This window comes from Lysinibacillus sp. EB271-A1-10B, assembly GCF_058791335.1.
In genome coordinates this window covers 38,673-62,190 of record NZ_JBYTDL010000024.1, presented here as the reverse complement: position 1 = coordinate 62,190, position 23,518 = coordinate 38,673, and the positions used below count along the sequence as shown (strand labels likewise).

The 23,518-nt window shown below is 37.8% G+C and carries 19 protein-coding genes and 1 riboswitch; of the genes, 5 read left to right on the top strand and 14 right to left on the bottom strand.

The window, feature by feature from the left end; translation table 11 throughout:
* Nucleotides 1–20: 20 nt before the first annotated feature.
* The 4 genes from AC3WSK_RS22160 to AC3WSK_RS22145 form a co-directional block, all read right to left on the bottom strand.
* Complete coding sequence (locus tag AC3WSK_RS22160; RefSeq protein ID WP_079564292.1) at nucleotides 21–659, bottom strand: nitrous oxide reductase accessory protein NosL; 639 nt, start codon at nucleotides 657–659, stop codon at nucleotides 21–23.
* Nucleotides 660–1,183: 524 nt separating this feature from the next.
* A complete protein-coding gene (locus tag AC3WSK_RS22155) occupies nucleotides 1,184–1,504 on the bottom strand; it encodes an NAD synthetase (RefSeq protein WP_079563653.1) in 321 nt (106 codons plus the stop codon).
* A gap of 504 nt (nucleotides 1,505–2,008) precedes the next feature.
* Entirely contained in the window at nucleotides 2,009–2,833 is an 825-nt protein-coding gene (gene nadE / locus AC3WSK_RS22150; RefSeq protein WP_079563652.1) for an NAD(+) synthase, read from the bottom strand.
* Nucleotides 2,834–2,855: 22 nt separating this feature from the next.
* Nucleotides 2,856–4,316 (bottom strand): nicotinate phosphoribosyltransferase, encoded by a 1,461-nt coding sequence (locus AC3WSK_RS22145; protein WP_079563651.1) that lies wholly within the window; start codon nucleotides 4,314–4,316, stop codon nucleotides 2,856–2,858.
* Nucleotides 4,317–4,628: 312 nt separating this feature from the next.
* On the opposite strand from AC3WSK_RS22145, the gene AC3WSK_RS22140 reads away from it, so the two are divergent.
* Together AC3WSK_RS22140 and AC3WSK_RS22135 are read left to right on the top strand one after the other, a co-directional pair.
* Complete coding sequence (locus tag AC3WSK_RS22140) at nucleotides 4,629–4,970, top strand: P-II family nitrogen regulator (RefSeq protein WP_079563650.1); 342 nt, start codon at nucleotides 4,629–4,631, stop codon at nucleotides 4,968–4,970.
* Nucleotides 4,971–4,983: 13 nt separating this feature from the next.
* The gene (locus tag AC3WSK_RS22135) at nucleotides 4,984–6,279 is read left to right on the top strand and encodes an ammonium transporter (RefSeq protein ID WP_427484786.1); all 1,296 of its coding nucleotides are present in this window, start codon (nucleotides 4,984–4,986) and stop codon (nucleotides 6,277–6,279) included.
* Between the two features lie 93 nt (nucleotides 6,280–6,372).
* Here AC3WSK_RS22135 and AC3WSK_RS22130 read toward each other — a convergent pair whose 3' ends face one another.
* Entirely contained in the window at nucleotides 6,373–6,873 is a 501-nt protein-coding gene (locus AC3WSK_RS22130; protein WP_079563648.1) for a methylated-DNA--[protein]-cysteine S-methyltransferase, read from the bottom strand.
* 104 nt (nucleotides 6,874–6,977) lie between these two features.
* Here AC3WSK_RS22130 and AC3WSK_RS22125 point away from each other — a divergent pair, with 104 nt between their 5' ends.
* From AC3WSK_RS22125 to AC3WSK_RS22115, 3 genes are all read left to right on the top strand, one after another.
* Nucleotides 6,978–7,709 (top strand): ABC transporter ATP-binding protein, encoded by a 732-nt coding sequence (locus AC3WSK_RS22125; RefSeq protein WP_079563647.1) that lies wholly within the window; start codon nucleotides 6,978–6,980, stop codon nucleotides 7,707–7,709.
* Nucleotides 7,706–8,458 (top strand): ABC transporter permease, encoded by a 753-nt coding sequence (locus AC3WSK_RS22120; protein ID WP_079563646.1) that lies wholly within the window; start codon nucleotides 7,706–7,708, stop codon nucleotides 8,456–8,458. Before AC3WSK_RS22125 ends, AC3WSK_RS22120 begins: the two co-directional genes overlap by 4 nt.
* Nucleotides 8,459–8,536: 78 nt before the next feature.
* A complete protein-coding gene (locus tag AC3WSK_RS22115; RefSeq protein ID WP_079563645.1) occupies nucleotides 8,537–9,511 on the top strand; it encodes a proline dehydrogenase family protein in 975 nt (324 codons plus the stop codon).
* 237 nt (nucleotides 9,512–9,748) lie between these two features.
* Here AC3WSK_RS22115 and AC3WSK_RS22110 read toward each other — a convergent pair whose 3' ends face one another.
* From AC3WSK_RS22110 to AC3WSK_RS22070, 9 genes are all read right to left on the bottom strand, one after another.
* A complete protein-coding gene (locus AC3WSK_RS22110; RefSeq protein WP_079563660.1) occupies nucleotides 9,749–10,291 on the bottom strand; it encodes a hypothetical protein in 543 nt (180 codons plus the stop codon).
* 172 nt (nucleotides 10,292–10,463) lie between these two features.
* Nucleotides 10,464–11,075, bottom strand: a complete 612-nt coding sequence (locus AC3WSK_RS22105) for a response regulator transcription factor (RefSeq protein WP_079563644.1) — start codon at nucleotides 11,073–11,075, stop codon at nucleotides 10,464–10,466.
* A 16-nt stretch (nucleotides 11,076–11,091) separates the two neighbouring features.
* Nucleotides 11,092–12,240, bottom strand: a complete 1,149-nt coding sequence (locus AC3WSK_RS22100) for a sensor histidine kinase (protein ID WP_427484787.1) — start codon at nucleotides 12,238–12,240, stop codon at nucleotides 11,092–11,094.
* 138 nt (nucleotides 12,241–12,378) lie between these two features.
* Entirely contained in the window at nucleotides 12,379–13,410 is a 1,032-nt protein-coding gene (desA, locus tag AC3WSK_RS22095) for a Delta(5) desaturase DesA (RefSeq protein WP_079563643.1), read from the bottom strand.
* A 443-nt stretch (nucleotides 13,411–13,853) separates the two neighbouring features.
* Complete coding sequence (locus AC3WSK_RS22090; protein WP_427484804.1) at nucleotides 13,854–14,354, bottom strand: GNAT family N-acetyltransferase; 501 nt, start codon at nucleotides 14,352–14,354, stop codon at nucleotides 13,854–13,856.
* 73 nt (nucleotides 14,355–14,427) lie between these two features.
* Nucleotides 14,428–17,859: a methionine synthase gene (gene metH / locus AC3WSK_RS22085; protein WP_492414492.1), complete on the bottom strand. Its 3,432-nt coding sequence runs from the start codon at nucleotides 17,857–17,859 to the stop codon at nucleotides 14,428–14,430.
* Entirely contained in the window at nucleotides 17,852–19,699 is a 1,848-nt protein-coding gene (locus tag AC3WSK_RS22080; protein WP_492414493.1) for a bifunctional homocysteine S-methyltransferase/methylenetetrahydrofolate reductase, read from the bottom strand. Before AC3WSK_RS22080 ends, metH begins: the two co-directional genes overlap by 8 nt.
* Nucleotides 19,700–20,040: 341 nt before the next feature.
* A riboswitch (SAM riboswitch) is annotated at nucleotides 20,041–20,140 on the bottom strand.
* A gap of 125 nt (nucleotides 20,141–20,265) precedes the next feature.
* A complete protein-coding gene (locus tag AC3WSK_RS22075; protein ID WP_079563640.1) occupies nucleotides 20,266–21,654 on the bottom strand; it encodes a protoporphyrinogen oxidase in 1,389 nt (462 codons plus the stop codon).
* A gap of 243 nt (nucleotides 21,655–21,897) precedes the next feature.
* A complete protein-coding gene (locus tag AC3WSK_RS22070) occupies nucleotides 21,898–23,187 on the bottom strand; it encodes a globin-coupled sensor protein (protein ID WP_079563657.1) in 1,290 nt (429 codons plus the stop codon).
* Nucleotides 23,188–23,518: the final 331 nt, after the last annotated feature.

Here is a 23,518-nt window from a genome sequence, read left to right as displayed (position 1 = left end):
ATCCCCCCTAGTCCATTCGATTAATGACTATGACCGTCTTGATTCTTTTCTTCCATATGCATGGAGTCAGATTCACCTTTGGCCTCTTTTTCAGCTTTTTCTTTCATCTTCTTTTCACGACGCTCTAATGCATCGTCTTTAATTTTTTGTAATTCCTCTACATGTGCAGTTGGATTGTCAGCGATATACTTGTCTGCATCAGCTTTATCTTTGAAATAAACATATCCCCAATTCATCGGAGATTTTAGATCCGTTTTGACGATAGTTGCATCATCAACCTTTACCCAATCTTTTGTATTAAAATCACGTACAAATTTTTCGTTCTTTTCATTATTTGCAACCTCGGCATTTACTAAACAGCCGATGTCATCATAAAAGGTAACTGTTCCGTCCTCTTTTATTGCTTGAGTAGAAAATTCACCCATATCTTCGTCCTTCATATATACTTTCATATTACACATTTCACACATTGTATCTTCTTTTGGCTCTTGCAAACGTGGATCCACTAAAGAAGCGACTTGCGTAGATTTATCCTTTGCTTCTGCCTCATTTGCTGTGATATCTTGCTTCGTTTCTTCTTTCTTCCCTTGATCTTCGTCTGTACCACAAGCCGCGAGTAAAAGTGATGCAGCTAGTACAGGTAACCATATTTTTTTCACAATTGCTTCCCCCAATTTCGTTTTTCTATTACTAATAATTACTTTACAGGTAAGTTGTGAAATAAGTTAAAAATCACTGTGAAGTATTGGAAAAATTACCTTGAATATTCATTGAACGTCTCGACTTCAAATATTTTGAATGAAAAATATAACTTCCATTTTTTAATAACTTTTATTATAGATAATGTGATTAGCGTGTCATCTTTATCGCTCTTCGGCAAAGCGAGGGGTGATCTCCGTTCCGACAGGGTGCTTTGTTGCTGCCGCTTCGCTTTCGCACAGTTAAAACATTTGTTGCTGCCGCTTCGCTTTCGCACAGTTAAAACATTTGTTGCTGCCGCTTCGCTACAGGGTCTCGGGCCAACAGATGTTTTTTGCGCGAAAGCGTAGCGCTAACTTAGCAGCAGCAAATGATTTCATGATATATAGGAAACATTCGTAAATATTGTATTGACACCATTTTGGTTTTCAACACAAAAAACTCCCTACATCCTGAATGATGTAGAGAGCTTGAATTTATGATGTTATATAGAAGAACGGTAACTATTGAGAAACTTCTTTTGCTTGCTGACCAGATTTAGCTTAACAGCAGTTTCATTTAATTCATTACGTATTTGTAAATCGTAAGCATTGTCCACAAAACTAGCTGCTACATTATTTGGACGTTGCTGTTGGATTTGTCTATTATTACTTAATTGCTTTTTACCTTTATTCTTTAGCAAACTGTTTTTAAACTGTTTCTTCGGATTTTGTCCGAAATTATGGCTTAAATCTCCAGCATGTAAATACTGTTGTTCATTACGAAATATACTACTAGTCGTCGAACTTACTCTAGAAGTCCTCATAAATAATTACCCTCCTTTACTTTTTATCAACTTTGTAGGTATATATATCGACATTATATGCTCGAACTTAATAATACAGAACCAAATTGCTTAAAAAAATAGAAAAGAGTTATTTTCAAAAGTGGTCATCACTTTTTTATAACTCTTTTCCCAAATATTACTCATCATCAATAACGTGGAGTTGATTTCCGTTCCGGCTAGGAGCTTTGTTGCTGCCGCTTCGCTTTCGCACAGTTAAAACATTTGTTGTTGCTGCCGCTTCGCTTTCGCACAGTTAAAACATTTGTTGTTGCTGCCGCTTCGCTTTCGCACAGAAAACGTCCGCTACGCTGCATGGTCTCGGGCCAACCGATGTTGGTCACGAAGGCGTTATCACAGGACGTGATGTTCTTAACCTTCGTTCCTCTATCGCTGATCCCCCCGTAGCGAAGATCAACTTATCTACATAGTAGATGCTTTAATAACTATCATCCCTATATTTTGGTAATGAATCTCAAATATAAATTACTTCCAAAAATCATCAAATATTGTAATTGGCATATGGCGTTTGTGCTGTGAACGTAAATAATGCCCTTCTAATATTTTACGAGCTTCTTCAGGGATAGCCTTCCCCTCTAAATAATCATCAATTTGGTCATACGTTAAACCAAGCGCTTCTTCATCAGGTAATGAAGGACGATCTTCCTCTAAGTCAGCAGTTGGTATTTTTAAATATAAGTGCTCTGGGCAATCAAGTGCCGCTAACAACTGCTTACCCTGACGCTTGTTGAGACGGAAGATAGGCATTAAATCTGCACCGCCATCCCCAAATTTTGTGTAAAAACCTGTAATTGCCTCCGCAGCATGATCTGTCCCAAGCACAACAGCATTATTCATAGCAGCGATAGAATATTGCACCTTCATTCGCTCACGTGCCTTTTCATTCCCTTTTGCAAAATCGCTTAGTTCAATACCTGCATTCGTTAATCCTCTAACACTTGCATCGACTGCATCTTTAATGCTTACTGTAAAAGTTTCCGTAGGTTTGATATAGTCAATCGCATCTTGACAGTCCTTTTCATCTGCTTGCACACCATATGGTAAGCGAACAGCCCAAAATGAGTACTTCGCTTCTCCCATCTCGGCATTTAATTCATCGACCGCAAGCTGCGTTAACTTTCCAGTTAATGTGGAGTCTTGACCACCTGATATTCCGAGAACAAATCCCTTTACAAAACTATAACGACGCGCATATTCCTTTAAAAAATCAATGGATTTGCGAATCTCTTCCTGCGCATCGACAGTAGGTAATACACGTAATTCCTTTATGATTTCTTGTTGTAATGTCATTTTGTCCTTCACTCCTTACGCTTTACAAGCGATTGACCATTTCACTTACTTCTTCAATATTGCGCATTTTATTATTCCAGCATTTTTGGCTTAGATCGACTGGGTATTCCTCAGGATTCATAGCACGTTTATATTCATCCCATAGCAGTTCTAAATTATCTGCTGCATAATCGCGCATTTCTTCCAAAGTAGGATTTTGATATTGTATTTCGCCATTTTTAATCACTTGTTGATGTAGGTTTTTAGCTTCAAAGTTTGTAACAAATTTTGATACGAATGTATGAACAGGATGGAACATTTTAATGCGTTTCTCTGATTGAGGATTTTCATCGTGCATTGTAATGTAATCTCCCTCTGCCTTGCCATTCTTTCTATCAATAATACGATATACATTTTTAAGGCCTGGCGTCGTTACCTTTTCAGTATTCGCTGAAATTTTAATCGTATCTTCTAATTGTCCATCGTTATTTTCTATCGCCACCATTTTATAAACAGCCCCTAAAGCAGGTTGGTCATAAGCGGTAATGAGCTTCGTACCAATTCCCCACACATCAACTTTTGCGCCTTGAGCCTTTAAGTTTAAGATCGTGTATTCATCTAAGTCATTCGATACGATTATTTTAGCGTTCGGGAAACCTGCTTCATCTAACATACGTCGTGCTTCTTTTGACAAGAAAGCAATATCCCCACTGTCTAAACGAATTCCAATAAAATTAATGCTGTCACCAAGCTCTTTTGCCACTTTGATTGCTGTTGGCACACCCGATTTCAACGTATTATAAGTATCTACAAGGAATACGCAATCACGATGGCGTTTTGCATAAGAATGAAATGCATCATAATCATTTTTATAGGCCTGTACAAGTGCATGCGCGTGTGTACCAGATACCGGAATGTTGAAAAGTTTACCTGCTCGCACATTACTAGTTGAAGCAAAACCGCCTATAAACGCTGCACGCGTTCCCCAAATCGCTGCATCCATCTCATGCGCGCGTCGTGTGCCGAACTCCATCGCCACTTCATTTTTTATAATTTGTTTAATACGACTAGCCTTCGTTGCAATTAATGTTTGGTAATTCACAATGTTAAGTAATGCAGTTTCAATTAACTGCGCTTCCACTAAAGGTGCTTCGATGCGGACAATCGGTTCATTAGCGAAAACCGTTTCCCCTTCCACCATCGAATACATATCCCCTGTAAAACGAATATTTTTTAAATATTCGATAAAATCTTCTTTATACCCAACCTCTTCACGCAAATACGCTATGTCCGAATCACTGAAATGAAAATCACGTAAATACTCAAGAATTCTCTCTAATCCCGCAAAAATTGCATAGCCATTGCCAAACGGTAACTTTCTAAAATATAATTCGAAAACCGCTTTTCTATTATGTATACCATCCGCCCAATATGATTCTGCCATATTGATTTGGTACAAGTCTGTGTGTAGCGCTAAGCTATCATCTGCATAATTTGATCTCACAAGAAAACCCTTCTTCCGCTTTGATAATTAGTCCTAGTATACACTATATACCCAAATTCTTGCGTATTACATCCTCTAACTTTAATGTCAGGTTTCCTCACATTAATAATCAGAAAATTTAGAAACGTTCACATTTTAGACATACTTTTTAATACCGCTTTCATTCCCCTTTTAAAAACATTTTCAACAAACTATTACGAAAGTCGAATTATTACATGTAATAAAACGTAACATGAATATTCAAATAATTATTGCGCCGTTTTTCATAGCGTTTTAACATGTAAATTAAATTTACTCAAGGAGCTGATATGGATGAAAAAAATAGAAGCAATCATCCGTCCCGAAGTTTTCGGCGCGGTCAGGGATGGTCTTGCACAGGAAGGAATTGCAGGGCTCAGTGTTTCAGAAATTGCTGGCTGCGGTCGTCAATTAGGGCGTACAGGGTTATTTCGTGGAAATACCTACGAAATTGAATTTTTGTCGAAGTTGAAATTAGAAATGATTGTTGATGATGAAAAAGTAGATTCCATTGTTGAAGTTTTATTACGTAAGGCAGCAACTGGCAAGGTTGGAGATGGCAAAATCTTCATTTTTCCAATAGAACAAGCAATTCGTATCCGTACAAAAGAAGTCGGATCAATTGCAGTAGAATAAGGGGGCGATATATATGGATGAGATAACAATATCTATAAATTTAGTTTGGATGATGCTCGGTACAATTTTAGTATTCTTTATGCATGCAGGATTTGCAATGGTTGAAGCAGGCTTTACACGCTCAAAAAACGCAGTCAATATTATTATGAAAAACTTCCTAACTATATCACTTGGCGGCATTGTCTATTTTCTCTGTGGTTACGCTATTATGTTTGGTGATTCAGTTGGCGGTATCTTCGGTACAAGTGGCTTTGCCTTAAATGGTGTAGATGATCTTTCCTTCTTTATTTTCCAAACGATGTTTGCAGCAACTGGAGCAACAATTTTATCTGGAGCAGTGGCAGAACGTACTAATATTTTTGCTTATATTTGCGTAATTATTCTCATGTCGTTACTTGTTTATCCTGTTGTTGGTCATTGGGTTTGGAGCGGTCATGGATGGTTAACAAATCTTGGTTTTATCGACTTTGCTGGATCAACCGTTGTACATTTAACAGGTGCAGTTGCGGCATTTGTAGCTGCGGTAATGGTCGGTCCTCGTCTCGGTAAATATGAAAATGGTCGTGTTAACGTTATTACAGGACATAGTATTCCATTAGGAGCTTTAGGCGTATTTTTACTTTGGTTTGGTTGGTTTGGCTTCAATGGTGCCTCAACATTAGCTGCTGATCCTAAACTTGTTCCTAGCGTAATTGCAAATACATTTTTCGCTGCTGCTACTGGTGTTGTGGTTACAGCCCTTTATACGAAATTTCGATATGGTCATATCGATGGGTCACTCACATTAAACGGTGCTTTAGCAGGGCTTGTAAGTATTACCGCTGGTGCAGCTAATGTTAGTATTGTCGGTTCACTCATTATCGGATTAATTGCTGCTCCATTATTGGTCGAGGGCGTCCGCTTCATTGAATGGAAATTAAAAGTCGATGATCCTGTTGGTGCCATCGCCGTCCATGGTATCTGTGGTATTTGGGGTACTCTAGCAGTTGGCTTGTTTGATATTGGTGGTCAAGGATTATTTTATGGAGGAGGTTTCGGCCAATTAGGAGTGCAAGCGATTGGGGTTATTGCTACCATTGCTTGGGTTAGCGTTTCAGTAGCTGCTGGTTTACTTATTATAAAAGCATTTGTCCCATTACGAGTTTCTGCTGAAGATGAAGTCACTGGCCTAGATGTCATCGAACACGGTGCTCCGGCTTATGAGTTTCAGGATATTTTCAAGGGCTCTGCAATGCGAGGAGAAACATTTGCTCATCGTTTAACTCATTTCGGTAAAGCAAATAACAATGTCCAAGAAGAACATGTATAGTATTTATTGAACTCCATCTTCTTTAATACAAAAAACAAGAATCTGCAATCTCTTCGGCCAACTGTTTCCCCAAAGGTTATGCAGATTCTTGTTTTATGCTCTCTCTAGCTCCAGTAAAAATTCTTTCATAGCAAGCCCACTACGGAAGCCGGTTAGTTTACCATCTTTGCCAATCACACGATGACAAGGAATAATCGCTAATATTGGATTGGCGCCGATTGCACTACCTACAGCTCTTACTGCTTTCGGATTGCCGATACGGTGTGCAATATCTGAGTATGTTGTAGTTGTACCATACGGTAGTTCCTTCAAAGCATCCCATACTGCTAGTTGAAATGGCGTCCCTTTAACATGTATTGGTAAATCAAACTCAGTAAGTTCCTTATTGAAATAAGCCGATAATTGCTTAACATATTGCTGTAACTTTTCTTTATTTTCTTCAAAACGAAAGCCTTTAAATGGCTTTTTCGCCCACACTTCCACCTCTTCGAATGGCGCATTTGGTGTTCCGATATATACTAGTCCATCATCTGAGGCAATGATATACATTGTGCCTTGTGCATATGTTAAAGTATCTACATATAATATATCCATTCTCTATCCCCCTTAACTTTATTACCCAATGTTAAATAACTTTAGCTTCCCTTTGTTTCATGCTACAGTTATTTTACCTATTAGTATAAAGGAGTTTTAACTTTATGAATACGTCATATGAGCCTGCCATTCACTTTCAACAGGTTAGCTTTTCAGCGAATGACAAGACAATCTTACGATCAATTACTGGGTCATTCCCTAAAGGAAAAATCACTACATTAGTCGGCCCTTCAGGTGCTGGTAAAACAACTTTACTTAAATTGTGCAATGGACTATTATCACCTACTGATGGTCAAATATTAATTGATAATCAAAACATTTCTACATATGAACCAACCGCTTTAAGAAGACATGTGAGTATGGCTCTTCAAGCGGCCCCTATGATAGAAGGTTCTGTATTTGATAATCTTGCACTTCCTCGCTCGTTACAAGGAGAAAAGCTTACAGAGCAGGAAGCGATCCAATATTTACATGATGTCGGACTTGATCAAAGCTTTTTACAACGCCCTACGAATAAATTATCAGGTGGACAACGACAAAAAGTTTCTATTGCTAGAACACTTATTAATCAATCCTCCATTTTATTGCTAGATGAAATTACATCTGCACTAGACCGTCAATCCGTGCAAGAAATTGAGACGCTTATTGCTACAATCAATAAAAAGTTTAATGTCACAATAATTTGGATTACTCATAATTTACAGCAAGCACTAACAATCGGCCACTTTACATGGGTCATGATGGATGGGGAACTAATTGAAACTGGACAAAGCTCCTTACTTCACGCACCTAAAAATCCACGTGTCGCTGAATTTGTACAGGGGGTGAATGAATGACGTATACTTCGCTTTCCTTAACGTTAATTTTTGTGTTAATTCCACTTCTACTGTCAAAAACCTTAAAGCTAGGACTTGAAAAAGATACTCTCATCGCTACTATTCGTTCTATTATTCAATTACTTGCCGTCGGTTACATTTTAAAATTTGTCTTCGATGCTCAAAGCTATATTTATATCTTCCTCATGATTGCATTAATGATTTTAGCAGCAACACTCAATGCTCGTAAAAAAGGGAAAGGCATTAAAGGCATTACATGGAAAATAGCAGTAACTCTCATTACCGTTGAATGTGTTACACAAGGGGTATTGCTTGGTTTTGATATTGTACCATCAACAGCGCAATATATTATTCCAATTAGCGGCATGATGATTGGTAATTCAATGGTATTATCAGTACTGTTTTTAAATCGTTTTACATCAGAAATTGCAAGTCATCAGAACGAAATTGAGTTAATATTATCGCTTGGCGGCACACCAAAACAGGCTATTCATCGACAGCTAATGCAGGCGATAAAAGCAAGTATGATTCCTACGATTGAAAGCCAAAAAACAATTGGTCTTGTTCAATTACCAGGTATGATGAGTGGCCAAATAATCGGTGGAGCAGACCCTATTCATGCGGTGCAATTCCAACTATTAATCATTTTCGCCCTGCTAACAGCAGCGACATTATCAAGCATAATGATTGGTTTTTTAAGTTATCCTGCACTTTTTAATGAACGCATGCAAGTTCTTGAAACGAAATAATCGTTATATTAAAAACAATATATATTTTCTAAATTATGTTATAATAAAAAGAAAAATGCAGCAGTGAGGAGAATGACCATGTTATTACGCGATTTTTTCATCCATTTATCTGAAAACCAACTATTAAATAGTACTGCAAAAAAATATGGCCTAAAATTAGGAGCACAAAGTGTAGTAGCTGGTACAAATATTGAAGAAACGATTGCTAGTATCAAAGAGCTAAACGCGCATAATATCTCTTGTACAGTAGATAATTTAGGGGAATTTGTTTCAACCGAAGAAGAAGCAACAAAAGCTAAAGAACAAATCCTTGCTGTTATCGAGGCTATTCACGAAAATAGCGTTGATGCGCATATTTCGTTAAAGCCATCTCAATTAGGTTTAGATATTGATGTTGATTTTTGCTACGACAACTTATATGAAATTGTAGAAAAAGCAGCAGCATATGATATATTCGTAAACTTTGACATGGAAGACTATGATCGTTTACAAACTTCTTTCGATATGGTTGAAGAGCTTTCCAAAACGTTTAATAATGTGGGTACTGTTATCCAATCTTATTTTTACCGTGCAAAAGACGATATTGAAAAATTCCAGGACTATCGCCTTCGTATCGTAAAAGGTGCTTATAAGGAGCCTGTAGAGGTTGCTTTCCAAGATAAATTAGATATTGATTTAAATTTCATTGAGTTAATTGAATATCATTTACTACATGGTAAATTTACGTCCATCGCAACACATGACCATAATGTTATTGCACACGTAAAACGCTTTGTAGAGGACAATAATATTCCACTAGATAAATTCGAATTCCAAATGCTTTACGGCTTCCGTACAGATTTGCAAAAAGAGCTTGCAAAAGAAGGCTATAACTTCTGTGTATATGTACCATTCGGCGAAGATTGGTACGGCTACTTTATGCGCCGTTTAGCGGAGCGTCCTCAAAATCTTAATCTTGTTACAAAACAAGTATTTACGAAAAAAACGAACACAGTCCTCGCTGTAGCAGCAGGTGCATTCGTTCTTGGACGTTTAACAAAACGTAAAAAATAAGGTCTAACATAATGAAGCCAGAAGCTTAATTGATTAAGCTTCTGGCTTTATTCTTTCAAGAACGTACTTTCCACAGGCAAACACTAAACCGCTTCCCTCACTTACTGATTTATTTCAGATTCTCAGTTTATCTGTTGTTCTCGCAAGTAAAATTCCATTTATCGGAAATATATTGAAAACGTGTAATAAAAATAATCAGTGAGGGTGATGAAAAGCCCCACTGATTAAAGTTTTATATTATTCAACATGTAAAGCAATGGTAGAAACAATGGCTTCTGCTGCATACTCCCATTTACCATCAATAAGACTACCTAATTTTTGCCCAAGCTCTTGGATCATTTCTAGCGTAATCGGGATATCATTTTTTTGCGCTAATGTAGCAATAAACGGAGCAGATAAACTTGTCCATCCGCCTCGATCAATTTTGATCTCCACTTGTTTTACTTCTCCGTTTTCTTTTTCAATGCGATAGTATAGCTGATCATCTGGACGCCAGCTTAAGTGATGGGATATTTGCCCATTTACAACTGTTAGATGATCCATTTTCGAAATAGAAACAGGTTTTACATTAAATTCATGACCTAGTACATTTAGTTTTTTGATTTCAGGTCCAACTAATGCTGCCTGAACAGCTTGATCCATACTACTTTCTAATGGGATAGATGAATCTGTCTCAACTATATCGTTGCTTGCAGCCAAAACGGCTGAAGGATTTGCGCTTGTCACGACAAATGTTGTTGCTAAAAAAGCTATTGAAGTAATTTTCGAAATTTTTTTCATAATCATTTCCATCCTTCCCATTAAAACGTTTTACTTTTACTAAATATTATCATTAGTAGTTAAAATATACAATATCAATTATTCTTTTATAATGACAAAAGGCACTGAATTTTAATTATTCAATGCCTTTTGTCTATTTTTTTCTTATTTTTTTCTTAGTATAAGTGTATTACTACTTATTCCACCCTTTTTCCTTAAAACGAGCGATGGCTTCAATACGATTTCCAACATTTAATTTTTCTAAAATAGTGGAGATATAGTTGCGGACAGTTCCTGCTGATAAAAACAATTCTGCAGCAATTTCTTTTGTCGTCTTGCCCTCTGCAACAAGTGTCAGTACCTGGCTCTCGCGGTCAGTTAAAGGATTTTCACTATCATCCTCATAGACAAAATCAACGAGTTCAGGCGCATATATTCTTCTGCCGTCCATAATTGTCCGAATGGCACTGGCCAATTCTTCTATCGGACTATCCTTTAGTAAATAGCCACGAACGCTGGCTTTTCTTGCACGCTCAAAATAACCTGGCCTTGCAAATGTCGTTAATATAATCACTTTACAATTAGAACCTGAGGCATGCAGTTCCTCGGCAGCATCCAATCCAGTTTTTACTGGCATTTCAATATCCATAATACAAATATCAGGCTGATGCTCTTCAACAAGCGCCAATGCTTCCTCACCATTTTTTGCTAAGCCGACGACCTCCATATCATCCTCCATACTAAGTAATGAACGGAGTGCGCCTAATAGCATACCCTGATCTTCAGCAATTACAATTCGTATCATGTCACAGTCCTCATTTCTATATGTTCTTCAGATTTTCTTTGACCTTCTGATGCGTAATCGCCACTGGAATCGACACTGTTAATGTAGTGCCCTCTTCACTTTCGATTTTAAAAGAACCGTTTATAAACTCTAACCGTTCTCGCATTCCCTTTAATCCGTTACCCGTTTTCCATGCTTGTTTTTTGGTGATTCCTTGCCCATTATCACGAACAACTAAATATACTTCCTTAAAATTTTGATGGAAGGCAATTTCGCATTTTGTAGCACCACTATGTTTAACGACATTATTGACTGCCTCTTTTAAGCACATGGATAATACATTTTCTACAAGCGGTGGAACTTGTAATGCATCTTTATCACCATCAAATACAAATTCCATTTCAGCAGCCTTTAATATTTGGGCAATACGCATAAGTTCGTCCTCAAACCTAGCCGTTCGCATACCCGATACTAATTCACGTACTTCTTTTAATGCGATACTCGCCGTTTGACGAATATCCTTAATCTCTGTTAGAGCCTGCTGTGGATCACGTTCAATTAATCTTGAAGCTAAGTCGCTTTTTAAGCCTATCATCGACAACTTTTGACCGAGCGTATCATGTAAATCCCGAGCAATACGTTGGCGTTCTTCAAAAACAATTAACTCAGCTATTCGTTCATTAGCAGTCTCAAGCTGACCTTCTAAATTTTCGCGTTTATTTTTTGAATAAATCGTTAGTGGGAGAAGCACAACCGCTAAAATTGTTAAAACAACAAATGGTAGTTGTGATAAAAATAACTGTAGCTCAACAAAAAAGCCAACACCTGTAGAAATAACCGTAAAGCCAATATGTAGACCGTATATAATAAAGAAGCCAACCGGTTTACGAAGATTTCCAATAAAGAAAGCTGTGAAAATTGATAAATACACATAGCCATACAATATCGTCATAACGATATTAATAACCATTTCAAAGCTAATCCACATATAAACAAGACCGTTTTTCGAATTCATGGAAAATCGGTAGAAAATAAAATATAGCATTAAAAATGTAATGCCAATTGATATTTCTAGATAAGATGATTTTCTAAAAATGAAGAAAAACGGTAGGAAACAGAAAATAATCCATAAATATATACTGAGCATTGGACTATTCGGAATAATACTTTGCCATTTCCTCAACATAATCTCACGCTCTTTCCTACTTTTCCCTCATTATAACAAGAAAATTTATTTTATGCCTGCACATGATGTTTACTGAGCCTGTTGTACAATGTTTACGTAAAACAGCCATCCCTTAGAAGAGATGGCTGAAAAATTTTACTAAGCAGCTAAACTGCCTCTTTCTTTTCGCTTAATTATTTCATTAACGTCTTTAAAGGTTACAAACTTGCCTTGCTCTTCATCATACAACTTGTAGCGTAATGATTCTAAGCTTGTACGTAACGTAATTGTCGTTGCAGTGTGTAATGGCGGTATGTCATTATGCGCCTTTTCAAGATTATAGTTCGGTACACGAGGAGCTAAATGGTGTACATGGTGGAAACCAATATTGCCTGTAACCCATTGTAATAGCTTTGGTAATTTATAATACGAGCTACCTTCAACAGCAGCCTTTACATAATCCCACTCTGAGTCATGCTCAAAATAAGAATCTTCATACGTATGTTGGATAAAAAATAACCAAATGCCAAGAGAAGCAGCCACAAACAATGTTACTACATGCACTAATAAAAATGCTTGCCATCCCATAAAGAAAATTAAGGCTGCACAGATTCCTACGATGGCTACATTTGTTAAATACGTATTAATACGTTCTTTCTGTTTAGCATCATTTCGATTACGACGGTTTAAAATTAACACCATAAACAGTGGACCTAAGCCAAACATTACGAATGGATTACGGTAAAAACGATACCATAAACGTTGCCCTTTAGATGCTTGTATAAATTCTTCCACTGTCATCATATCAATATCACCGATACCACGCTTATCTAAGTTCGAGCTAGTTGCGTGGTGAATTGTATGCTCACGTTTCCATTTTTCATATGGGAATGATGTTAACACCCCAGTTACAAAACCAACCCAGTCGTTTGCTTTTTTACTTTTGAAAAATGAGCCGTGTGTACAATCATGGAAAATAATAAAAGTTCGTACGACAAATCCAGCAGAAATTACACTTAACCCAACTGTTAACCATGGTGAAACATCCACTAACATATAGCCAGCTACCCAAAGGGCAATTAAAGGTATAATCGTATTAACCATTTGAAAGATACTTTTAGCCGTATCAGATTTTGCAAATGGTGCTACATCTTGGCGCAGTTTTTTTGTTTTTTCTTTATCTGTTGCCATTATATTTACTCCCTCGTTTCCTTTTTTTCTTATGACCTCATCATAAAACAAGAGTACAATCATGCAACAGAAGCAAACATCATAAAAAGGATATGACATTTGTCATATCCTTTTATAATGTGTACAAAGGAATAAATATAAATTAATATGGCTCATCACTATAAAGTGGAGTTGATTTCCGTTCCGGCTGGGCGCTTTGTTGCTGTCGCTACGCTTTCGCACAGTTAAAACATTTGTTGTTGCTGTCGCTACGCTTTCGCACAGTTAAAACATTTGTTGTTGCTGTCGCTACGCTTTCGCACAGAGCAAAGCTTCCTGGGCGCCCAGCCTACACTCAAATCAACCTATTATACAACGCGTATTTCATCTTCAACTTTTGGTGATAAGAATGTGGCATTGATATGAGTAGGCAAGCTGAAAAGATATGTCATGTCGAATACTTTCTACACTTTTGGTCCAGTTAACTGTAGCTGATAAAATACAAGATCTAGCCACTGTCCAAATTTGTAGCCTGCGTTTTTTATTGTCCCCGCATATTCGAAACCTAGTTTTTCATGTACTTTTATGCTCACGATATTTTCACCATCAATGCCCGCTACGAGTGTTTTCACATCTTGCTCTTTAGCAATTCGAATAAGCTCATACATTAATTGGATAGCTATTCCCTTTTGATAATGATCTTTATGCACATATACAGAGTGCTCCATTGTGTGCTTATAGCCTGGATATGGACGGAACTGACTATATGTTGCAAAGCCGGCTACTGTGCCATTGACGTCAAAGACTAGCAGTGGATTACCGATTGCTTGCTGGTCCTTGAACCATCGTCTTTTTTCTTCTAACGATTGAGTTTCATATCGATAAACGGCTTTGCTCGTTAAAATAATGTCATTGTAAATATCTAAAACACCAGGTAAATCTTTCTCTTCCATTAATCGAATCATCATGCTCACGTCCTACTTCAATTATGCCGAGGCTTTAACCTCTTTACATAAAGTTATAACACTTTTCCTAGCATTACACATTAAAATACCGAGCATCTGGATGTGCAAAGACTATTGCTGAAACAGAAGCTTCAGGCTCCATCATAAAGCCTTCCGTTAAATGCACACCAATGTCTTCTGGTTTTAATAAGCCAAACAATTTCTCTTGATCCTCCAAGTTCGGACATGCAGGATAGCCAAATGAAAAACGCTGCCCTTGATATTTTGCGGCGAAACGATCACGCATTGTAAAATCTGTCTTATCCGAGAAGCCCCATTGATCACGAATTTCTTGGTGCATACGCTCCGCAAAGCCTTCCGCAAGCTCAAGTGCTGTAGATTGTAATGCATGACTTTCAAGGAATTTCCCTTCCTCTTTTAGCTGACGAGCTTTCGTCATAACCCCTTGTCCAGCTGTTACTACCATTAAGGAAATATAGTCCATTTCACCGCTTTCAACTGTTTTCAGGAAATCTGCAAGACATAAAAACGGTTCAACTTGCTGACGCGGGAAGGTAAATCGTTCAATTTCTGTTTTGCTATCTGCTGGATCATAAACAACTACATCATCCCCATCGGCTTGTGCAGGGAAAAACTGATACACACCCGAAGGCTTCAATAAATCACTTTGTAAATAATCGTCGACTAAATCTTTTAACTCTGTTGCCCTTGCATCGCCAGCATCAAGCAATTGCTGTACTTGACCTTTTAAGCCTAGGTGATGTCCAAGTAATGTCCGCATATTAACATATGGATATAAATGCGAAACCGCATAATCTCTCTTTACATGGCGTCGCAAATCAGCCGGAAGAAAGACAGAAGCTCCCTTTACCGTGCGTACAGGCTTAACAGTTACTTCTTTAGCCGGGCGAGCTGCTCTTTTTTCGTCTGCCTCTAAGCGTTTTTTGCGAGATTCCTCAATTTCAACTAAGAAATCCGCACGTGTACCTTTCCCCATTAACCGATTTACTTGCTCTAATCCTTGCATCGCATCCTTTGAATAAATGACAGGACCATTATATTCGCCAGCGATTTTTGTTTCAGTAAAGCGACGAGATAATGCCGCTCCCCCTACTAAAATAGGAACATCAATACCCGCTTCCTTGAAATCTTGAGCTGTAATAACCATTTGCTGTGCTGATTTTACAAGTAAGCCTGAAAGCCCGACGAAATCTGGCTTCTCCTTACGAATCGTTTCTATTAACTGAGCAGGTGTTACTTTAATGCCAAGATCAATTACCTTATAGCCATTATTACTTAAAATAATATCGACAAGGTTTTTCCCAATATCATGCACATCGCCTTTTACAGTAGCAAGTACCATTTTCCCCTTGCCAGCACTCTCTTCATTTTTCTCCATGAATTGCTCTAAATGTGCCACTGCTGCCTTCATAACCCCTGCTGATTGTAATACCTCCGCTACGATGAGCTGATTATCGTTAAATAAACGGCCAACCTCTGCCATTCCGTCCATTAATGGTCCATTAATAATATCAAGCGGTGTTTCAAAAATTTCACGAGCAGCATCTAGATCCTCAATAAGCCCTTCCTTTGTACCTTCTAAAATATAGTAAGCTAAACGACCTTCTACTGTTTTTGGAATATCTGCCTCTGTTTTTTCCTTCTTTTTATCACGATAGAAATCCGTGAAAACAGCTAATGTTTCATCATTTGTATGGAAGAGTAAATCATTGGCTAGCTTAATTTCCTCCTCAGGAATGGATGCATAACGTTCTAGCTTCTCCGTATTCACAATTGCATAATCTAATCCAGCCTGTGTACAGTGATATAAATATACGGCATTTAATACTTCACGACCTACTGGTGGCAATCCGAACGAAATATTACTAACACCAAGTACCGTTAATGTACGTGGCATTTTTTCTTTAATCAGGCGAATTCCTTCTACCGTTTCAAGTGCTGAACCAATATACTGCTCATCTCCCGTTCCTACTGGGAACATTAATGGGTCAAAGATAATATCTTCAGGAGCAATACCCCACTTTTCTGTTAACAATTTATAGGAACGTTCAGCAATCTCAAGCTTACGCTGTCGATCAACCGCCATGCCTTGCTCATCAATTGTCCCCACTACTAAAGAAGCACCATATTTTTTCACTAGCGGTAAAACTGCGTCAAAGCGCTCCTCGCCATCCTCTAGGTTTATAGAGTTAATAATCGCTTTCCCTTGAGAAAACTTAAGTGCTTCCTCAATTACTTTTTCATCTGTCGAGTCAATTACAAGAGGTACTTTTACTTTTTTTACAACCTCCTGCATAAAGCCACGCATATCTTCTAGTTCATCGCGGTCAGGGTTTGCTAAACAAATATCGATAACATGTGCTCCATTTTTCACCTGGGCACGCGCGATTTCTGCAGCTTCCTCAAACTTCCCGTCAATAATTAAATTTTTAAACTTACGAGAACCGATTACATTTGTCCGTTCACCAATAAATAACGGACGCATAGAATCGTCATACACCAATGGATCGATACCAGAAACTACATGACCATGTGTGGCATCTGGTAATTGACGAGGCTTTTGGTCCTTTAGCACTTCTCGAATAGCAGCAATATGTGCTGGAGTTGTACCACAGCAGCCTCCGATAATATTTAGCCACCCCTTTTCTGCAAAGCCTTTTAGCTTTTGTGACAGCGATTCAGGTGACTCATGGTAGCAACCTTCCTCGTCAGGTAAGCCTGCATTCGGGTAACAGCTAATATAGCCTGTTGAAAGCTCTGCTAGTGAACGGATATGATCCGTCATAAACTCTGGTCCAGTTGCACAGTTTAAGCCAACTGATAATGGCTTAATATGCTCGATGGAAATATAAAAAGCATCAATTGTTTGACCGGCCAATGTTGTTCCCATCGGTTCAATTGTTCCCGATATCATCACAGGTAGCTCTTTTTCAGTTGCCTTAAAAGCACGAGATACCCCCAATGTTCCTGCCTTAACATTCAACATATCCTGACTAGTTTCTAGCAACAGAACGTCGGCTCCGGCTTCGATTAATGCCTTGGCCTGAACATAGAAGTTTTCCTCTAACTCATCAAATGTAATACCACCTGTAACTGACAAGGTTTTTGTAGTTGGTCCCATAGCCCCCGCTACAAAACGTGGCCAATCGGATGTAGAAAACTCATCTACTACTTTGCGTGCAATTTCCACAGCACGTGTATTGATTTCTTCTGCCTTCGCACCAAGATCATATTCATTTAATACAAGTGGTGTACTTCCAAATGTATTTGTACAAATAATATCTGCTCCAGCTTCTAAATATTTTCTATGAACTTTTTCAAGCACATCTGGTCTAGTTAGCACGAGATTTTCATTACAGCCATCATATTCCTCGCCGCCAAAATCCTCTGCTGATAAATTTTCATTTTGTAGCATTGTACCCATTGCGCCATCAAGAATTAAAATTCGTTTCTCTAGTTGTTCTTCAATCAAGTGCTTAGCCATTTATACTTACCCCTTTTTTCTGTTCATCCAATTGCTCAATAAATTTCATCAATTCTAGTGTCATGTCATAGCGTAAAAATGGTGTGATGAGGTAAATACCATTGAAATATTCCGCTGCTACTTCTACTAATTCCTTAGCAATTGCAATTCCTTCTAGTGTTGCGCGTTCTTTATCATCGCCACATTCCTTCATACGGGTTAACACATCATCGGATAGTTTGATACCTGGCACTTCATGATGTAAAAACTCCGCACTTTTATAGCTCGTTACTGGCATAATGCCTATATAAATTGGTGTTTCTAAATGCTTTGTCGCCTCGTAAATTCCCACGATTTTTTCCTTTGTATAAACAGGCTGCGAAATAAAATAATCTGCGCCATATTCAATTTTCTTCTCTAATCGAGATACCGCGCGATCTAGTACACGTACATTAGGATTAAAGGCTGCCGCTACAGAGAAATTCGCCTTTTTACGAAGTGGTTTCCCCGAGAAAGATACACCTTCATTTAACTGTTTTATTAATTGGATTAGCTCCATTGAAGATACGTCATAAACGCTTGTGGCCCCTGGAAAATCGCCCACCTTCGTCGGATCTCCAGTCACTGCTAAAATATCGTGAATGCCTAGTGCATTTAATCCCATTAAATGTGATTGAAGTCCAATTAAATTACGATCCCGGCATGTTATATGAGTTAACGGTCGTACCCCGTGTGTTTCTTTCAGTAAGGCACCCATTGCGACATTACTAATCCTTGGGGAAGCAAGTGAATTATCTGCCATCATGACTACATCTGCGCCCGCCTCATATATTTTTCTTGCTCCTGCAATAAAGCCTTCAATTTCTAAATGTCTTGGTGTATCTAACTCCACTATAACGGAGCGTTCACGTTTTACTTTTACATGTAATGGTTCGTAATTTGCTGGCTCAGCCTCACGGACAATCTCTACTTTTTCTGGCTTTGCATACTTTTCTTCGACTGGGGATAACTCCTCTAAGTACTTTTTCGCTGCAGCAATATGCTTTGGTGTCGTACCACAACAACCACCAATTAAACGTACCCCCTGATCACGAAGCTCTACAGCTGCTCGACCAAAATAATCTGCCTCCGACTCATAAACGACACGGCCATCCTCTACATCAAGAAGAGACGCATTCGGATACGCTGACATAAATGCTTTCTTAGGAAGCTCTACACCTTCAAATGCTTGTATTGTATGGTGGGGACCTAAGCGACAGTTAACACCTACGAGATCAGCACCTAGCGCTTCAAGTTCATGTAAAGCGTTATTTAAGCTCATTCCATTTTGTAAAATCCCTGGTTCGTGCATAGAAATTTGAGCAATAATCGGTAATTTCGTTTTAGCTCGTAGCATTGCTAAAGTCGCTGTTAACTCTTCAAAATCATAATATGTCTCCAGTAAAAGGCCATCTGGATTTCCTGCAAGTAAAACGGTTGCCTGCTCATCAACTGTTGCTAAGATTTCCTCTAACGTTGCATCGCTTTTTCGAATACCACGGATTCCCCCAATAGTACCTAAGACAAATTGTCCACCATCTGCCGCTGCTCGTTTTGCAATCGTTATAGCAGCTTCGTTAAACTGCTGCACACGAGATTCTAATCCATAGCGGGCTAATTTTATGGCATTAGCTCCGTAAGTGTTCGTTTGAATAATATCGGCACCTGCCGCTATATACTCTCTATGAATCTTTTCAATTAATTCAGGTCTTTGTATATTCATTTCCTCGTGGCAATACTCCAAGCCATAGCCGTATAAAACTGTACCAATTGCACCATCTGCTGTAAGAACATGCGTTTTTAACCTTTCAAGCAATCCCATAAAACTAGCCTCTCTTCCTTTATTTATCAATTATGCCTCGGCATAATTGCATCCGGAATCGGCTTTGTGCTTAGGCCTGCACGAGGGCCGACACGATGTCGGTCATTTCGGTAATGCCACAGGAGGTGGCGTTTTTACCGATGCAGGTCAGTTAGCCATTATCGCATGGGTGCGATCGTTTTAGGCTAACATCCCCAAAGCACTCCTTTCCGATTCCGTGACAACCGCCGGAGGCTTTAACTTCTTTCAGTGGATATTTGGTACCCGCTGAAAGAAGTTAAAATAAAAAAGCCTTCTTTTACAAAAAAAGAAGGCTTTAACGTTTCGTCATTGTTTTTTCCTTCTCATCTTCGACACTATGGTCCTCTGGATTTAGCACCTGACAATAAGTTGGTTGCTGAAGCTTCATAGGGCCAGTCCCTCAGCTTCTCTTGATAAGAATGTTGTATGAATTTTTTAAATAATTAAAAGAATCATATCGTTTACGAACGATTGAGTCAAGACTATTTCACAGAACAGAGGTAAAACTTCACGAAAAATACCAGATTTTGATTTAAATCAAACAATTACGATAGTTTTTCAGCAAGCTCCTCACCAATTTTTTTACCATTTTGAATACACGCACCTATGCCTACTCCGAAATAAGAGCACCCCGCTATTGATAAATTCGGATAGTTTTTCTCAAGCTCTTGTACGAGACCTTGCAACGCTTCACGATGTGCCAAATCATATTTTGGCATTTGGTCGATCCATTTTGTCACATCCACAATTGTTGGTGTTTCCTCAATACCCAAGCTTTTTCTTACATCCTCTAGAGCAACCGCTGCTAACTCTTCATCTGACATCAAACGCAATCTCTCATACTCAGGGTTAATGCTCTTATAAAAAAGTCGAACTAGTAATTTTCCTTCTGCTGACGTGTGTTTCCACTTGCGACTTGTCCACGTTGCTGCATTACAAATAACATCTGAATTATGTGACGCAATATAGCCTGTTCCATCCGCCGGTAATCTATTATCGGGTACATCAAACCCTAAGTAAATCGTAATGGCGGATGCAGTATTGAATTGTTCAAAATAGCCGTTCAAAGATTCATCCTGCACTAAGCTTTGTACCGCTTCATTTGGCAGTGCCATGACAACATGATTTGCTTCAATTATTTTACCGCTTGCTAATGTAACGGAGTACTGATTCTCCTGCTTTTTAACACTTGTAGTGGCAATCCCTTTTATAATTTCTACATCCGTTAATGTTTCTTCAAGTCGATCAATTAGTGATGATAAACCATTTTTAAATGAAATAAATTTTTTATTAGCGGCTTTCAAAAATTGTTCCCTGTTTGCATCAAAGCCTTTAATAATACTACCGTAATCGTTTTTGTAATCGATTAAATACGGTAAAGTGGAAGCAATTGAAAGTTGATTTAAATCTCCCGAGTATACACCTGCAAGTACGGGCGCTATTTGGTTTTGAACAAGCTCCTCACCTAAATAGTACGTTAGAAATTCCCCAATCGAACTTTCCTTAGTAAACCCTTCATTTGGCATGGTTAAATCCGTTAATGCTTCTTTTTTACCTTGCTCTGATACAAGCGTGCTTTCCTCAAGAGATTGTAAGCTCATAGGAATACCAAACGTTGAATCCGCTGGGATAGCATGTAGCTCATTATTTGTGTAAATATACGAAACACCCGTTTCGTTATACACAAGATTTTGTTCAAAATTAAGTTCTTCTACTAATTCCATAACACCTTTATGACGCGCTACTATAGAATCAGCACCTGTTTCCAAGATAAAGCCTTGTTCATATGCAGAATGAAGCTTGCCACCAAGGTATGTATTTTTTTCAACGAGTACAAGCTTTACATGTAAGTTTTTCTCCTGAACTTGGCGTTGTAAATAATGCATCGTACACAAACCCGTAATTCCGCCACCTAATACAACAACTGTTTTCATATTAACCGCCCCTATTTTTAGTTCTTAATTTCAGTATAAACTTTTTTTATCGAAAATTACGTTAAACCCTTTACAAATTTAGCAAAAATGGAGCTATCCAGCACATGGGATAGCTCCATTTTTTTCTATGTTCAATTAGTATATATTGAATTTAACAGCATATTTTCACCGGTATCTTTTATCTACCTAGCGGATCGTATATATTAATAGTTGATATAGTGTTATTTATAGCTTTTCACTTCATTAATTTAAATTTTGTGCAAAACTAGCTAGTTCTTCAGCGGAATTTTTCACTTCATTAAAAGCAATACCTAATTGACTTAGTACTTCTACTATTGCTTGTACTTCTTTTTCCATCTGTCCATTTTGTTCTTTGGCTTCGGTCATAGCGTCCAATATGTTAGTAAATTGACCTTCCGTTTGAACCATATTTTCCTCACCAGAAGTTACCTCTTCTTGAATATTACTAAGCGAGTGAACAAGTTTATCAGTCCGCTCATTCGTTTTATGTAGTAAAGTCGCAACCGATGTGACAGATTCCTTTGTTTGAATCGATAGCTTTCTCACTTCATCTGCAACAACACTAAAGCCTTTACCCGCTTCTCCAGCGCGAGCCGCTTCTATTGCCGCATTTAAAGCCAACAAGTTTGTTTGATTAGCAATATTTGTCACAACATTCATAATCGATTCCATTTCCCTTGACATATCTGCCAACTGTGTAATATTTTCCGCTATACCATCAAGCGAGTTAATAATATTACTCATATTTTGCGATTGATTCTTTAATCGTTCACGACCCTCTAATGCCTGACTCTCAGCCATAGTCGACACTTGAAGTGATTTTTTTGCCAGTTGTTTAATTTCATCCGATTGTTCGCTTAAGCGATAAAACGAGTTGTTTGTTTCCAATGATATTGTGGCAAGACCTTCCGAAGACGCTACGATCTTTTTCTCTATTACTTCTTTTCTACGTTCTATTTTTTCATGAAGTTGCTCAATGGTATGCTCAAAAGCCTCTAAAACTAACTGTTGCTCAAAATTAGATATTTTCGAGATAGCCCTAATTGTATTAAGTTGATCCATTGGATGATGAACATGTTCTTCAACTAAGTCAATAAATGATGCCGTTAAATCTTGAAAAGCACAAATATACCATTGTGTTTTAAGCCCGATATGTACATGTACTTTAGCAATTTTAACTCTTCTTTGATAAAAATCATCATCAATCGTACCATTAAACATTTCAATAATATGACGTCTTAAAGTAATTTTCAGCTTCTCTACAGAACTATGTTTATTAATAATATCTACTAGAGTACGTTCAGTTACAATCATTTCATAAAATCGATTAACAATGTTATCAATATTGCCTTCTACAAAAGGTTGAAAGGCTTTTAAATATTGTAAATCTCGCTTCGTCAATTTAAGCAAATCAATTTGCTTTTTTATTGAATGGCGATTCGCTATATCCATTTTTACAATGTATTGCTCTAAATCTAACGCCGTTGTCTTTCTCTGTTTTTGAAAAATCACACATTTACCCTCTTTCATGCCGTGTACTTTTAAAAGCTGAGAAAAATTTAATTCCATTCACTAAAAAATAAAAAAACATCACCATAAAGTAGAATTGATTTCCATTCGGGCTAGGCGCCTTCCTGTGGAATTGTCATCCCTAACTTTTAGTGAGAACACCCTCAGGATATTTATATATATATTACCTGTGACTCTGTCTTTTGTTACGGGCTACAATCAACTAAAAATGGTAACTTTATAATTAGCTATCGCTACTAACTACCTTTCAAAATCCCTCATATACCTTATACATTTTATAAATAGCTGTCAATTTTCAAATATACATTTTTTA

Bases quoted from the DNA above. Each gene is read 5' to 3' on its own strand.
- AC3WSK_RS22130 (WP_079563648.1), bottom strand. From the start codon at position 6,873: ATGGATATATTATATGTAGATACTTTAACATATGCACAAGGCACAATG.
- AC3WSK_RS22155 (WP_079563653.1), bottom strand. From the start codon at position 1,504: ATGAGGACTTCTAGAGTAAGTTCGACGACTAGTAGTATATTTCGTAAT.
- AC3WSK_RS22090 (WP_427484804.1), bottom strand. From the start codon at position 14,354: ATGATTCGATTAATGGAAGAGAAAGATTTACCTGGTGTTTTAGATATT.
- desA (WP_079563643.1), bottom strand. From the start codon at position 13,410: ATGGCAACAGATAAAGAAAAAACAAAAAAACTGCGCCAAGATGTAGCA.
- AC3WSK_RS22075 (WP_079563640.1), bottom strand. From the start codon at position 21,654: ATGAAAACAGTTGTTGTATTAGGTGGCGGAATTACGGGTTTGTGTACG.
- AC3WSK_RS22100 (WP_427484787.1), bottom strand. From the start codon at position 12,240: ATGTTGAGGAAATGGCAAAGTATTATTCCGAATAGTCCAATGCTCAGT.
- AC3WSK_RS22115 (WP_079563645.1), top strand. From the start codon at position 8,537: ATGTTATTACGCGATTTTTTCATCCATTTATCTGAAAACCAACTATTA.
- AC3WSK_RS22135 (WP_427484786.1), top strand. From the start codon at position 4,984: ATGGATGAGATAACAATATCTATAAATTTAGTTTGGATGATGCTCGGT.
- metH (WP_492414492.1), bottom strand. From the start codon at position 17,859: ATGGCTAAGCACTTGATTGAAGAACAACTAGAGAAACGAATTTTAATT.
- AC3WSK_RS22125 (WP_079563647.1), top strand. From the start codon at position 6,978: ATGAATACGTCATATGAGCCTGCCATTCACTTTCAACAGGTTAGCTTT.
- AC3WSK_RS22120 (WP_079563646.1), top strand. From the start codon at position 7,706: ATGACGTATACTTCGCTTTCCTTAACGTTAATTTTTGTGTTAATTCCA.
- AC3WSK_RS22080 (WP_492414493.1), bottom strand. From the start codon at position 19,699: ATGGGATTGCTTGAAAGGTTAAAAACGCATGTTCTTACAGCAGATGGT.
- AC3WSK_RS22110 (WP_079563660.1), bottom strand. From the start codon at position 10,291: ATGAAAAAAATTTCGAAAATTACTTCAATAGCTTTTTTAGCAACAACA.
- AC3WSK_RS22140 (WP_079563650.1), top strand. From the start codon at position 4,629: ATGAAAAAAATAGAAGCAATCATCCGTCCCGAAGTTTTCGGCGCGGTC.
- nadE (WP_079563652.1), bottom strand. From the start codon at position 2,833: ATGACATTACAACAAGAAATCATAAAGGAATTACGTGTATTACCTACT.
- AC3WSK_RS22105 (WP_079563644.1), bottom strand. From the start codon at position 11,075: ATGATACGAATTGTAATTGCTGAAGATCAGGGTATGCTATTAGGCGCA.